Source organism: Streptomyces sp. NPDC006385 (assembly GCF_040612485.1).
Lineage (GTDB): Bacteria > Actinomycetota > Actinomycetes > Streptomycetales > Streptomycetaceae > Streptomyces.
Map to the genome: position 1 here is coordinate 52,581 of NZ_JBEXQG010000013.1, position 13,085 is coordinate 65,665.

Here is a 13,085-nt window from a genome sequence, read left to right on the forward strand (position 1 = left end):
GGGAGGAAGACCGGCTCACTCGTCGTGGACGACGGTGCCGTCGTCCAGCAGCGTCGGATGGATCCTCATGGGACCGTACTCGTCGACGTCCGAGGGGCGCGGGGTCTCCGGGCCGTCCGGGCCCATGCGGAGCATGCGCTCGGCGCGGCAGACCCGGAACACACGGCCCGCCACCCGGGCCTCGTCGGCGCGCTCGAGCGCCCGGAACTCCTCGGCCGCCTTCGCGTACATCGCCTTCTTCTCGTCGTCGAACCGGTACAGCATCGGCCACATCTCGGTCAGCGCGTCGTAGAGGACGCGCCTGGCGTCGTGCGCGGTGGCCTGGAGCGCGAGGGCCGGTTCCCAGCCGGTCCGCTCGCGCTCGACCACGCCGAAACAGGTGGGCAGCAGCACGATCCGCGGGTGCGAGCGCACCGCCCGCTCCGAGTCACGGCGCACATCGAAGGGGAACCGCGCGCCCTGGTACGTGAAACCCCGCAGCCCCGCCCGCATGGCACCCGCCATCGGGCCGTCGTCCGCGGGAGCCGCGTCGAGGACGAGGTCCAGGTCGGGGGAGGGGGTGGACTCGGCACGCCGGTCCCAGGAGCGTTCGGCGGGCTCCGGGTCGGTGGGGCGGGGCGGCTCAAGACCGTCGTCGTCGCAGCGCGAGAACTCGTCACCGCGCACGATCCGGTAGCGCACGCCGCACGCCTGCACCTCGTTCACCGGTTCCCGGTCCAACACGCGGACGGCGGCGAGCAGTTCACGTCGTACGGCCGGATCGTCGGTGTCGTCCTTCGCCCGGAACCACAGATACGTGTTCAGCGAGTCACGGCACATCTGCGGCATCCCGTTCACGACCGGCTTCAGCACCCGCCACTCGGGTCCCGCCGCCGGATCCTGCACGGCGACCCCGAACACCGGCCCGCGCAGGGCGAACCCGGGATAGCGCAGCGAGGCGTCCACCGCGTCGGCCTCCCGCACCCAGGCGGTGGGGTCGTCGCGGCGGACCAACTCCTCGTGGAGCGCGCGGATCTGTTGCTGCCAGTCATGGCTCATGTACGCATTGTGGCGAGCGTCGGGGTGGGGGCGGGGCCGAACCGACTCAACAAACGGGGTTGTTGAGCAGCGCCGGGAAGGCGGACGGTTCGCGGGCGATCGGAAATTCTCGGATCACCGGCCGGAGTGGGGCCCGCCCCGCCGACAGGCCCTAGGCTCGGCCGCATGGCCGCACGACTCCTCGTCTACACCCGCACCACCGCCTACCGGCACGCGTCCATCCCCGCCGGCGTCGAAGCCGTCCGCACGCTCGGCGACTTCGCGGTGGACCACACCGAGGACCCGCACGCCTTCCACCGGCCCCTCGACGCCTACGCGGCCGTCGTCTTCCTCTCCACCAGCGGCGAGGTGCTCACCCCCGCCGGGCGCGAGCGGTTCGCCGCGTACGTCGAGTCGGGCGGCGGTTTCGTCGGCGTGCACGCGGCGGCCTGCACCGAGTACGACTGGCCGTACTACGGCGAGCTGCTGGGCGCGCGGTTCGACCGCCACCCCGCGTACCAGCCCGGCAAGGCGGTCGTGGAGGACCGCGACCATCCGGCCACCCGGCACCTCCCCGCCGTATGGGACTTCGTCGACGAGTGGTACGACTTCCGCACCAACCCCCGCGGCGCGGTACGGGTGTTGGCCTCGGCCGACGAGTCGTCGTACGACGGAGGCGGCATGGGCGAGGACCATCCACTGGTGTGGTGCCGGGAGCACGGCCGGGGCCGCGTCTTCTACACGGCCCTGGGCCACGCCTGCGAGTCCTACGCGGACCCGGACTTCCGCGCCCACCTCCTCGGCGGGATCGACTGGGCGGCGAAACCGGGCTAGAGAAGACTAGAGAAGAACGGAGGGCCACTCGTCGAAGTGGCCCTCCGTCATCCCCCGTCCCGCGATGGTCATGTGGGCGGCGGCCTCAGCGGTCGTTGTAGATCCAGGGGCTCGTAGAAGTTCTTGTAACGCACGCCCCAGTCGGGGGCGTTGTGGTTGAGGGTGTCGGCGGTGGCGTCGTGGATGCACAGATCGTCGGTGGACTTGCTGAAGCAGCCCCGGCCCAGGACGTTGGTGCTCCACGAGTCGTCGTACCGCACGCACTGGGCGTCCGAGGTCACGGAGCTGTCGGGAATCTCTGTGAGTGGGTCAGGTCGACGCCCATTTCCAGGGGCTGCACGTGTCCTCGATGACGACGTCGTCCGACAGATCGACCTCGCACACCCGGAAGTTGAAGTCGCCGTATTCGCCGAAGCTCTTGTTCAGGTTCGTCCAGCCGGCGCCGGAGCCGCCGTCCCAGTAGGCGTGCCCGGAGCGATGGCCGTCGGCATCCTCGTGGTACCACTGCATCGCCACGGGCTCCCCGTTGGTGTACAGGTCGCGCAGCCAGATCCACTCGCCGTAGCCCTGGAAGCAGGCCTGCCCGTATCCGGTGGTGGCGCACGTCTTTGCGTATCCGTTGTTGTAGGAGCCGTCCGACACATCGGCGGTGCGCTGCCAGCCGTCAGCCGCGGTTGCCGGTGCCGTCACCACCCCCAAGGCCAGTACCGCGCCGAACAACCCGCCTGCGAGCACTCGTCCCGTACGCAATGTCTTCCTCCGTTTCGCCGCTCCCGCGGCCGGTCTGGTGTCCGCTCAGCAGGCGGCGTTGGTGTTTCCGCAGTAGATCCAGCCCTCGTGGTCCTCCAGGTACGTCGCCACCCGGTACCACCTGTTGCCGAAGTCGTTCTCGATCGAGCCGTAGGCCCACAGGATGTCTCCCGCGTACGTGTAGACGACCTTGCGGCAGGTCGCCTCGTAGCAGGTCTTGATCCATCCGCCCGTGGACTTGATGTACGGAACCCTGGCCACCGCGCCGGATGCGGGCACCTGCTCGACGGATGCCTGGACCGGAGCGGCCGAGGCGGCGAACATGAGCGCTCCGGTGACGCCCAGGGTGATCAACGTATGGCGCGGTCCGCGCATGACGCCTCCTTGGCTGACGTGGCGTGAGACCGGGCCCTCACTCCGCTGCGATGGCCCGTCCCGGCCGGCCGGGTGAGATGCCACCACCTTGGGCGGCCGACCGTGCACGAACCTTGAAAAGAGCTGGAATTCGCTGGTCAGAGCCGTTGGCTTCGGCCCTAGGATCCCCCCTCGGGGGTGGTTTGCGTGGCGGTGGAGTTCCGTGTGCTGGGCGAGGTCGAGGTCCGCGTGGACGGCCACCGGCTGGACCTGGGGCCCGCGCGGCAGCAGCGCGTCCTCGCGGCGCTCGTGTGCGAGGCCAACCACGTGGTGACGGTGGACCAACTCGTCGACCGGGTCTGGGGAGAGGGGCCCCCGCAGCGCGCCCGGGAGACGCTGTACAGCTACCTCTCCAGGCTGCGCCGGGCGTTACGGGCCGCGGAGGGGGAAGCGCGGATCGCGCGGCGATCGGGAGGGTACGAACTGGCCGTCGCCACCTCGGCCGCCGACCTGCACCGCTTCCGGGCCCTCACGGCCGGCGCGCGAACCGCCGCGAACACGGGCGACGAGGACGAGGCGGCGCGTCTGTTCGGGGAGGCGCTCGCACTGTGGCGGGGCGAGCTGTGTCCCGGCATGGACAGCCCCTGGTTCAACGCCCAGCGCGACACGGCGCAGGTGGAACGGCTCGCGGCCCTCCTGGACCGGGCCGACGTCCAGTTGCGGCGCGGTCTGCACGCCGAGCTGCTGACCACGCTGCCCGGGCTCGCCGAGAGCCACCCGCTGGACGAGCGGCTCGCCGCCCAGCTGATGCTCGCCCTCTACCGTGGCGGACGTCCCGCCGATGCCCTGCGGCACTATCAGGTCGTACGGCGTCGTCTCGCCGACGAGCTGGGCATCGACCCGGGGCTCCCGCTCCAGGAGCTGTACCAGCGGATCCTGATCTCGGATCCGCGGCTCGCGCCACCGGTCCGGGGCGCCGAGCCCGGCCAGGCTCGGGCTGTCGGGCCGAGTCCGGCGCAGGCCCGCGCGGACCGTCCCGCGCAACTGCCCGCCCCGCCGCAGCTGTTCACCGGACGCGGCAGCCAACTGGCCCGCCTCGACAAGTTGCTGGCCCCGCAGGACAAGCCGGACGGCGCCAACGAGGTGATCGCGGTGGTCTGCGGCACCGGCGGCGTCGGCAAGACCTGGCTGGCCGTGCGCTGGGCGCAAGACCGACAAGATCTCTTTCCCGACGGGCAGTTGTACGCCGATCTGCGCGGCTTCACCCCGACCGGCGAACCGGCGGACCCGTACGCGGTCATGCGAGGCTTCCTGGAGGCGCTGGGCGCCGACCCGGCGGGCCTGCCCACCGCCCCGCAGTCACAGGCGGCCCTCTACCGCAGCCTCACCGCCGACCGGCGCCTGCTCGTCGTGCTCGACAACGCCCGTGACACCGACCAAGTGCTGCCCCTGCTGACGGGCAGCCCCACCTGTACGGTCCTGATCACCAGCCGCCACCAGCTCCCCGGGCTCGCCGCCTCCCACGACGTCGGCCGGCTCACCCTGGACACGCTCGACGACGCCGAGGCGCGCGATCTCCTGGTCCGCCGCATCGGCACCGACCGGCTCGCCGCCGAACCCGAAGCGGTGGCGGAACTCCTGCACCACTGTGCCGGGCTCCCGCTGGCCGTCAGCGTCCTCGCCGCCCGTGTCACCACGAACCCGGTGCTCACCCTGACCGCCCTGGCGGCCGAACTGCACGACACCGCGACCCGGCTCGACGCCCTGGAGACCGGCGAGGCGTCCGGGGACGTACGCGCCGTCCTCGCCTCCTCCTACCTCGCCCTCGACCCGGACTGCGCCCGGGTCTTCCGCCAACTCGCCCAGGCGCCCGGCGCCGACATCGGCCTGCCGGCTGCCGCGGGCCTCACCGCCCTGCCGCCCGCCCGGCTCCGCACCCGGCTGCGCCGCCTCCAGGCACACCACCTCGTCCAGGAACTCGTGCCGGGCCGCTTCTCCTGCCACGACCTGCTGCGTGCCTACGCCCTGGAACTGGCTGGGACCGCCGCGCCCGACACCGAGGCGGACGCGGCACTCGTCCGCGTACTCGACCACTACGCGCACACGGCCCACGCCGCCGACCGCCTGCTGCTGCCCCACCGCGACCCGCTCCCGCCGGCCCCGCCGGCGGACGGCGCCCGACCCGAGGAAGTCACCACGCACGACGAGGCCATGGCGTGGTTCACCCGCGAGCACACCGTCTTGACGGCGGCCGTCGACCACGCCGTACGCACCGGGCACGACGCCCAGGCGTGGCGGCTGGCGTGGGCCGTCACCACCTTCCTCGCCCGCCGGGGACGCTGGGCCGACGTCACCGCCGTGCACACCACCGCCCTGGCCGCCGCCGTCCGCCTCGGGGATCCGGCCGCCCGGGCCGAGTCCCACCGCACACTCGCCTGGGCCTGCACGGAGACCGCTCGCTTCGCCGAGGCCCACGGGGAACTGGCCCACGCGCTGGCCCTGTCGGAGGCGAACGGCGATCTCCGCTCGGCCGCTCACACCCACCTCGCCCTGGGCTGGCTGTACGAACGCCAGCGCGACAGACCCGCCGCACTCCGGCACGACCAGCGTGCCCTGGACCTCTTCACCTCGCTCGACCACCTCCCCGGACGCGCCCGCGCCCTGAACGCGGTCGCCTGGGACCTCGCCCAGCTCGCAGACCACGCCGCAGCGGTACGCCACTGCCGGCAGGCGCTGGCCATCCAGCGGGAACTGGGCGACGAACGAGGCCAGGCGGGCACCTGGGACACCCTCGGCTACGCCTACCACCAACTCGGCGACCACCCGAACGCCGTCGACTGCTACCGGCACAGCCTGGACCTCAACCGCGCCCTGGGTCACCGCTACAACGAGGCCGAGACCCTGGTCCACCTGAGCCAGACCCACCGTGCGACAGGAGCCGTCGAACCGGCCGGACAAGCCCTGCACGAGGCCCTGCGCATCTACCTCGACATCGACGCCCCCGAACCGGACGTGGCACAGGTCCGCACACTCCTGCGCGAACTCGATGCCTCGCCGGTCGCGGACGCTCCGCATGCCGGCACGCCGTGAGCAGAGACGCCGGGGCAGCGCCCGACGGGCTCAGGACGAGCCCGAGGCATCCGTGGGCACGTCCGCTCCGGGCGGCACACGGCTGCCATCGGGTCCGCCGTCGCTCTCGAACACCGCGATCCGGGCCAGTTTCGTCAGCATCATGCCGTTGCGGATGGAGACGACGTAGTCGACGGGGAGCCCGTGCATCCGGATGCCCGGGCCGCGCAGGGGATGCCAGTCGAGGACGAAGAGGGTGTGCTCGCCCCAGGGGATCAGGTTCATGGCGATGCGGGCCGCGCCGAAGGGGTCGGCCTTCGCCTCCAGTTCCAGACGGCGTTGCGGCTCACAGATGCGGACGACGCAGGTGTCGTCGAGCGCCAGCCGGCCGACGCCGACCCGGACCCGCAGGCGTGCGCCCACCTCGGGCCAGTGCGGGTCCGCCGCGAGGACCTGCTGGGTTCCCGACACCCACTCCCCGTAGCGACGGCCGTCGGACAGCAGGCTCCACACCTTCGACGGCGAGCTCAGGATCAGACGACGGTTCCGCGCCACACGACCACGCTCCTTCCCCGGTCGCCCCCAGCATCCGTGGCGATGACCGGCCCGGCACCCGCACAGCACGCCGCCGGACCGGTCACCGAGGTGACCCACGGCCCCGAGCGGCGGCGCCGGGCCTTCCGCCCGCTCCCAGGCGCCCGCTGGTCCAACCGGGTGAAACCGTCATGCCCCGGACCCGGCCGGCCGCCGGGCTCGAAGAACCGCCTTCCGGCCGCGCGCCACGACGTGGGCGCAGTCCCGTAGCACGGACATCAGGGGCGGACGTGGCGGCGAAGCCGTTCGACGGGCTTACGTCGCCACCCGACGCGTGCGGGGGGTGAACGACAACATCAGCGATTCAGGGTGGTGCGGCAGGAGTCGACGAACTCGTGATGACGCACGCGCGCAGTGGTCATGCGTCGCGCCGGGCGAAGACGGTGTCGGCCGGTAGCGCCAGGGGCTGTTGGGATCAGCAGGAGCGAAGGGCCTTTCAGCGGGAGCCGTCGCGCGGGCCGGCCGTGCTCGACCGCTCCACCAACCGCGTCGACAGCTCCGTCCGCGTACTCTCCGGCCGTTCCCCGTCCATCATGCGCACCAGCAGCCGCAGCGCCGTCGCCGCCATCTCCGACAGCGGCTGGCGGACCGTGGTGAGGGCCGGGCTGATCCAGCGGGCCTCCGGCAGGTCGTCGAAGCCCACGACGCTCACGTCGTCCGGCACGCGCAGACCCCGTTCCGCCAGCGCCTCGTAGACGCCGAGGGCCATCCGGTCCGAGCACACGAAGACGGCCGTCGGCGGCTCGGGCAGGTCGAGGAGCTCCAGCATGCGACGGTGGGCGACCCCCTCGTCGAAGCCCGCGTGACGGACGTACTCGGGACGGTGCCGTATCCCCGCCGAGGCGAGCGCGGAGCGGTAGCCGGCCACCCGGGCGACGCTGCACATCTTGCGCTGCTGACCGGCGATCACGGCGATGCGTTCATGGCCCAGCGACAGCAGGTGCTCGGTCGCCGTCACCCCGCCGTGCCAGTTCGCCGCGCCCACCGACACCACGCCCGGCGGCGGCTCCAGCACCGGGTCGATCATCACGAACGGGATGCGGTGCTGCTCCAGCCACGCGTACTGCGACGCCGTCAGCTCGGCCAGGTTGAACAGCACCCCGGACGAGCCGCGCGCGATGAGCTTGTCCAGCCAGCCGCGCTCCGGACGGCCGCCCCGGGTGCGGGTCAGGCCGGCGGAGACGACGACCTCCAGTCCCGCGTCGTGGGCCGCCGCCTCCACTCCCTGCAGCACCGCCCCCGACCAGGAGTTGTCCAGCGAGTGCACGACGAGGTCGACCAGGCCGGGCGCCTTCGCCGCGTCGAAGCGGGGTCTGCGGACGTAGCCGAGCCGGTCCAGCGCCTCGGTGACCCGGCGGCGGGTCTCGGGGGCCACGTCCTCCCGGCCGTTGACCACCTTGGACGCGGTCGGCACGGACACCCCGGCCTCGCGGGCCACGACCGCCAGGGTCGGGCCGGCCGCCACGCTCGCACTGCCCGTACGGACCATCGGGAACCACCTCTCCGGCCCGCCCGAGGGCCATGAAAAGTTTCGACCAGCGCGGAAACAGTAAGCGCTTCCTACCCTAGGTTCGCCGACATGAGTCCGGAAGGGGCCGGAGGTCGCGGGACGTCGGGAGACCTCGACGAGCCGCGCCCTTTCGAAACGTCGAACACGGCCAGGGCTACCAGCAGGTGAGGCGGAACCCCGTGAAGTCGGCCGTGAACGCCGAGTCGACGAGATCCACGGCGTGGACCCCGGCCATCGCCCCGGTGAAGCGCAGCTTGGAGCCGTAGTCGTCGGACAGCTTCGTGAAGTCCAGCGCCGGACCGACCGGCGTACGGACGCCCTCGTGGACGTACCAGAACCGCGCCCGGCCGTCCTCGACCAGCACGCCCAGGGTCAGCGGCCCGCTCGCGTCCACCTCCACCACGGCCGCCTGCCGGCTGGCGAACTCCTCCCGCTCCACGAGGCTGAGTACCGTACGGCCCTCCCCCCGCCACTGCTGGCCGCTCTGCGCCTCGCCCTCGGGCTCCGCCCAGGTGAGGTCGAGGCTCAGGTACGCCTCCGCGCCGTACCAGAGGACCAGCCCGGCGGCCTGCGTGAACGTACGCGGCCGCGCCTCCACGGTGACCTCGGCCTCCGCGCGGTGCTCGGTGATCCGCTGGGCCAGCAGACTGTGCGCCCACCGCGACTCGGGACCGTGCCGACCGGTCAGCCGGATCCAGCCGGGTCGGGTGGTGGTGTCGGCCCAGGCCGGGTCGGCGTAGCCGCGCGGGGTGCTCCAGGGCCAGCCCAACGGCTCGTCGGGAGCGGCGGCTCGGCGCTCCGGCTCGGCGGGACGCGTGGGTACCTCGACCTCGACCTCGACCTCGGGATGCGAACCCCCGTGCCGCATCCTCGGCCACCCCTGCGCGTCCCACGTCACCGCCTGGATCGCCGTCTCCCGCCCGAGCGTGCACCGCGGGCCGTCCGGCGTGTGCAGCGGACGGGCCGTCAGATGGCTCAGCACCCAGTCGCCGTCCGGTGTCTGGACCAGCTCGCCGTGACCTGCCTTCTGCAACGGCAGGGACGGATCGTCCCGGGACGTCAGCAGCGGCCGGTCGTCGAGTTCGTACGGGCCGGTGACCGCGCGGCTGCGTGCCATCCGCACGCCGTGCTCGAAACCCGTGCCGCGCTCCGCCAGGACCAGGTGGTACCAGCCGTCCCGGCGCACCAACTTCGGCCCCTCGACGAGCCGTTCGTGCTGGAGCAGCAAGCGGGTGTCCCCGACCGGAGCCAGGGTCTGCCGATCCAGCTCGGTCAGCACGATCCCGGCGAAGCGCCGGCCGCCCGGGCGGTGGTCGTTCTGGAGGTTGAGCAGCCACAGCCGCCCCTCGTCGTGGAAGAGCGCGGGGTCGAAGCCATGGCTCGCCAGGCGACGCGGCTCCGTCCACTTGCCGCCGATCTCCGGGGACGTACAGACGTACGTGTCCGCGTCGAAGTACGGCGTGCCCACCGACCGCACCACCGAGTAGACCACCCAGAACCGCTCGCCGTCCCAGCTCAGCGACGGTGCCCAGATGCCCCCCGAGTCGGGGACACCGGCCAGCGAGTCGCCGGGCACCGCGCCCCGGACATGGCCCGCGTACTCCCAGTGCGCCAGGTCGCGGGACCGGTGGACCGGGATCGTCGGGAACCACTCGAAGGAACTGGTCGCCGCGTAGTACCAGTCGCCGACCCGGACCAGGGAGGGGTCGGGGGCGAAACCGCGGATCACCGGGTTGTGCAGTCGGGTCACTTGAGGGCTCCCAACGTGACGCCGGTCCGCCAGTAGCGGCGCATCGCGACCATCATGATCGCCATGGGGACGATGGACAGCAGTGCGCCGGTCAGGACGAGACTGGTCACGTCGATGCCCGATTCCGCGCGTTTGCCGGTCCAGTTGTACAGGCCCAGGTTGAGGGTCCAGTTCTCCTCGCCGCGCAGCACGGTGAGGGGGAGGAAGAAGGCGTTCCAGGTGTTGACGAAGGCCAGCAGGAACACCGTGGCACCGCCCGTGGTCATCATCCGCAGCACGATGCTGAAGAAGATCCGCACCTCACCGGCGCCGTCGATCCGGGCCGCCTCCAGCAGCTCGAAGGGGATCGTGGCCTCGGTGTACACCTTGGCCAGGTAGACACTGAACGGGTTGATCAGGCAGGGGATCAGCATCGCCCAGGGCGTGTCGACCAGCCCGATCGCCGAGAACAGCAGATACAGCGGCAGCGTGAGCAGCGCGATCGGGATCAGGAAGGACCCCACCACACACGCGAAGACCACACCCCGCCCGGGGAAGTCGAAGCGCGCGAGCCCGTACCCCGTGGCCAGCGCGATCAGCGTGCCGCCGAGGGAGCCGACACCGGCGTACAGGAACGAGTTGGCGGTCCAGCGCAGGAAGATGCCGTCGTCGTAGGTGAAGACCTGCTGGAGGTTGTCCCACAGGTGCCAGCCGGAGAACCACAGCCCGTTGCTCTGGTACAGCCCCACCCGGTCCTTGGTCGCGGCGATCATCAGCCAGTACACGGGAAAGAGGCTGTAGACACTGGCCAGGACCAGCCCGATCAGCATGAACCGCTGTCCGCCGCGCGAACGGGAGGCCGGGTCGGGGCGGGTGCGCCGCCGGACACCGCCCCCGCGGGGCGGCACGGCAGCCGTCCGCGCGCCTTCCTCCTTGCGGTTCTCCGTCAGCGCCATCAGTCCGCCTCCCTCGAGGTCAGCCGGTAGAAGAGGAAGGACGCCGCACCGAGGACCAGGGCGAGCAGCACCGAAAGGGTCGCGGCGTAGTGGTAGTTGCCGGCGTTGAACGCCTGGTTGTAGATGATCATGATCGGGGTGAAGCTGTCACTGACGGTCTGCGGGGTCACGTTCCGGAACAGCGCGGGTTCGTTGAAGATCTGCAGCATCTGGATGATCGACAGCAGCGCGGTCAGCACCAGCGCCCCGCGCACGAACGGGATCTTGATGCTCAGCGCGATCCGCACCTCGGAGGCGCCGTCCAGCCGCGCCGCCTCGAACAGTTCGCGGGGCACGCCCTGGAGCGCGGCGTAGATGATCACCATGTTGTAGCCGATGCCGTGCCAGGTCAGCAGGTTGCCGATGGCCGGCCACACCATGGACGGCGCGAAGAAGTTCCAGTCGAACCCGAACAGGTCGCCGAGCGGGGTCAGCGGACCCACCTCGGGGCTGTACAGATTGATCCACACGATGGCCGCGACCACGCCCGGAATCATGTACGGCACCAGCAGCAGGATCCGGAACCGCCCGGCCACCTTCGAGCCGACCGCGTCCAGGAACAGCGCGAGCACGAGGCTGACGAGCAGCATGAACGGGATCTGGACGCAGGCGAACAGCACCACCCGCAGGATGGAGGTCAGGAACGCCGAGTCGGTGAGCCCGTTCTGGTAGTTCTCCAGCCCCACGAACTCCGTCGTCGCACTGCCGAGTCCGAGCCCGGACTGCTTCTGCAGGAACAGCGACTGGTAGAACGCGTAGCCGATCGGGAGCAGGTACAGGAAGACGAATCCGAGCTGGAAGGGCACCGTGAAGGCGGCGCCCTTCCAGCGCTGGGAGCGAATCATCGGCTCTGCCTCAGCCCTTGACGCTGATGCCGCGCTGCTTGAGGTCGTTGACCGTCCACTCCTGCATGTGCGCGAGCAGGTCGGTGACCTTCTGCTTCTTGCTGACGACCGCGGCCCACTCGTCCTGCATCTCCGTGAACATCGCGGTCCAGTTCGGCCCGAAGGTCCAGTCGGTCGTGATGGTGCCCAGGCTGTCGGTCACGACCTTCTTCGCCGGCTCGTAGTGCTTCCCGAGCAGCTTCTCGGAGATCGCCTCGGAGACATACGCGTCACTGTCGGCCAGCGCCGGCATCACCCCACTGCCGGTCTCCGGGCTCGCCATGGTCTTCACGGCATCCGTGTCCGTGGACATCCACAGCGCGGCCTCGGCGGCCTGCTCCTTGTTCTCGCAGCCCTCGGTCACCAGCGTCAGGTTGCCGCTCTGGTTGGTCCCGGCCGGCGTCTTGGGCGCCTCGCCCTTGAAGGCCGGCCACGGCGACAGCGCCCACTTGCCGAAGGACTTGGTGAAGTTCTGCACCATGCCGGACATCTGCCAGGTGGAGATCTGCCGGGTCGCGGTGCCGCCGTTGTCGTAGTTGCGCTGCACGGCGGCGTAGTCGGCGAACGACAGCTTCGAGTTCAGGTCGTTGTCGATGATCTCCTGGATCACCTTCGCCGCCTTGAGGGTGCCCTCGTCCTGGAAGTTCACGACCCAGGAGTCGCCGTCGATGCGGTACCAGTGCGCCCCGGCCTGCATGGCCAGCACCTCCAGGGTGCTCGGGTCCTCACCGGCATAGTTCGTGATCTTGATGTCGTGCTTCTTCAGCACCTTGCCCGCGGCGATGAAGTCGTCCCACGTCGCCGGGGCCTTGAGCCCGTACTTCTCGAAGATGTCGGTCCGGTAGATGGTGAAGGCCGGCGCCGAGGCGGTCGGCACCCCGTACACCTTCCCCTGCACCTGACCGGTCGCCCACGAACCGGGGTTGAACTTGTCCTTGCTGGACTCGACGTACGGGGTGATGTCGGCGAGCGCACCCTGCGAGACCCAACTCGTCACATACTCACCGGTGTTCTGCAGCAGACAGGGCGCGTTGCCCGCCTTGACGGCGTTCGTGAGCTGCTTCTGCATGGTGAGCTGGTCGGTGACCTTCGTGTATTTGAGCTGGACGTCCTTGTGCGAGGCGTTGAACGCCTTGACGACGGCCTCCTGTCCGTTGGCCCAGCCCCAGAAGTCGAGGGTGACCGGGCCGGCGGCCTTGGACCCCGACCCCGAGTCCTGGGAGCCGGATCCGCCACAGGCGGCGAGCAGACCTGTCAGAGCGATTCCCGCGACGGCGGCGGACGCGAACCTTCTCCGGGGGCTGGTGAAGTTCATCTGACCCTGATCCTTCGGAATGAGAGAGCGTTCT

The 13,085-nt window shown here is 70.8% G+C and carries 12 protein-coding genes; 2 read left to right on the forward strand and 10 right to left on the reverse strand.

Annotated elements, in window-relative coordinates; translation table 11 throughout:
• Positions 1-15 precede the first annotated feature (15 nt).
• On the reverse strand, positions 16-1,038 hold the full coding sequence (locus tag ABZ078_RS13145; protein ID WP_356574615.1) for a DUF5954 family protein: 1,023 nt from the start codon (positions 1,036-1,038) through the stop codon (positions 16-18).
• A gap of 165 nt (positions 1,039-1,203) precedes the next feature.
• Between ABZ078_RS13145 and ABZ078_RS13150 the strand changes: the two genes are divergently transcribed.
• Entirely contained in the window at positions 1,204-1,851 is a 648-nt protein-coding gene (locus ABZ078_RS13150) for a ThuA domain-containing protein (RefSeq protein WP_356574616.1), read from the forward strand.
• Positions 1,852-1,919: 68 nt separating this feature from the next.
• Here ABZ078_RS13150 and ABZ078_RS13155 read toward each other — a convergent pair whose 3' ends face one another.
• The 3 genes from ABZ078_RS13155 to ABZ078_RS13165 are packed head-to-tail and all read right to left on the reverse strand — an operon-like array spanning position 1,920 to position 2,976.
• The gene (locus ABZ078_RS13155; RefSeq protein ID WP_356574618.1) at positions 1,920-2,132 is read right to left on the reverse strand and encodes a hypothetical protein; all 213 of its coding nucleotides are present in this window, start codon (positions 2,130-2,132) and stop codon (positions 1,920-1,922) included.
• Positions 2,133-2,160: 28 nt separating this feature from the next.
• On the reverse strand, positions 2,161-2,601 hold the full coding sequence (locus ABZ078_RS13160; protein WP_356574620.1) for a hypothetical protein: 441 nt from the start codon (positions 2,599-2,601) through the stop codon (positions 2,161-2,163).
• Positions 2,602-2,646: 45 nt separating this feature from the next.
• Complete coding sequence (locus ABZ078_RS13165; protein WP_356574622.1) at positions 2,647-2,976, reverse strand: hypothetical protein; 330 nt, start codon at positions 2,974-2,976, stop codon at positions 2,647-2,649.
• A gap of 186 nt (positions 2,977-3,162) precedes the next feature.
• Here ABZ078_RS13165 and ABZ078_RS13170 point away from each other — a divergent pair, with 186 nt between their 5' ends.
• Positions 3,163-6,045 (forward strand): BTAD domain-containing putative transcriptional regulator, encoded by a 2,883-nt coding sequence (locus ABZ078_RS13170; RefSeq protein WP_356574624.1) that lies wholly within the window; start codon positions 3,163-3,165, stop codon positions 6,043-6,045.
• Between the two features lie 30 nt (positions 6,046-6,075).
• Here the strand turns inward: ABZ078_RS13170 and ABZ078_RS13175 are convergent, their stop codons facing one another.
• The 6 genes from ABZ078_RS13175 to ABZ078_RS13200 form a co-directional block, all read right to left on the reverse strand.
• Positions 6,076-6,579, reverse strand: a complete 504-nt coding sequence (locus ABZ078_RS13175; protein WP_356574626.1) for an SRPBCC family protein — start codon at positions 6,577-6,579, stop codon at positions 6,076-6,078.
• 475 nt (positions 6,580-7,054) lie between these two features.
• Positions 7,055-8,107: a LacI family DNA-binding transcriptional regulator gene (locus ABZ078_RS13180; RefSeq protein WP_356574628.1), complete on the reverse strand. Its 1,053-nt coding sequence runs from the start codon at positions 8,105-8,107 to the stop codon at positions 7,055-7,057.
• Between the two features lie 175 nt (positions 8,108-8,282).
• Positions 8,283-9,878 (reverse strand): family 43 glycosylhydrolase, encoded by a 1,596-nt coding sequence (locus tag ABZ078_RS13185; protein ID WP_356574629.1) that lies wholly within the window; start codon positions 9,876-9,878, stop codon positions 8,283-8,285.
• On the reverse strand, positions 9,875-10,813 hold the full coding sequence (locus ABZ078_RS13190; protein ID WP_356574631.1) for a carbohydrate ABC transporter permease: 939 nt from the start codon (positions 10,811-10,813) through the stop codon (positions 9,875-9,877). Before ABZ078_RS13190 ends, ABZ078_RS13185 begins: the two co-directional genes overlap by 4 nt.
• A complete protein-coding gene (locus tag ABZ078_RS13195) occupies positions 10,813-11,697 on the reverse strand; it encodes a sugar ABC transporter permease (RefSeq protein WP_356574633.1) in 885 nt (294 codons plus the stop codon). The genes ABZ078_RS13190 and ABZ078_RS13195 overlap by 1 nt, the downstream gene beginning before the upstream one ends.
• Before the next feature lie 10 nt (positions 11,698-11,707).
• Positions 11,708-13,051: an extracellular solute-binding protein gene (locus ABZ078_RS13200; protein WP_356574635.1), complete on the reverse strand. Its 1,344-nt coding sequence runs from the start codon at positions 13,049-13,051 to the stop codon at positions 11,708-11,710.
• Positions 13,052-13,085: the final 34 nt, after the last annotated feature.

Bases quoted from the DNA above. Each gene is read 5' to 3' on its own strand.
- ABZ078_RS13150 (WP_356574616.1), top strand. From the start codon at position 1,204: ATGGCCGCACGACTCCTCGTCTACACCCGCACCACCGCCTACCGGCAC.
- ABZ078_RS13165 (WP_356574622.1), bottom strand. From the start codon at position 2,976: ATGCGCGGACCGCGCCATACGTTGATCACCCTGGGCGTCACCGGAGCG.
- ABZ078_RS13145 (WP_356574615.1), bottom strand. From the start codon at position 1,038: ATGAGCCATGACTGGCAGCAACAGATCCGCGCGCTCCACGAGGAGTTG.
- ABZ078_RS13195 (WP_356574633.1), bottom strand. From the start codon at position 11,697: ATGATTCGCTCCCAGCGCTGGAAGGGCGCCGCCTTCACGGTGCCCTTC.
- ABZ078_RS13200 (WP_356574635.1), bottom strand. From the start codon at position 13,051: ATGAACTTCACCAGCCCCCGGAGAAGGTTCGCGTCCGCCGCCGTCGCG.
- ABZ078_RS13190 (WP_356574631.1), bottom strand. From the start codon at position 10,813: ATGGCGCTGACGGAGAACCGCAAGGAGGAAGGCGCGCGGACGGCTGCC.
- ABZ078_RS13180 (WP_356574628.1), bottom strand. From the start codon at position 8,107: ATGGTCCGTACGGGCAGTGCGAGCGTGGCGGCCGGCCCGACCCTGGCG.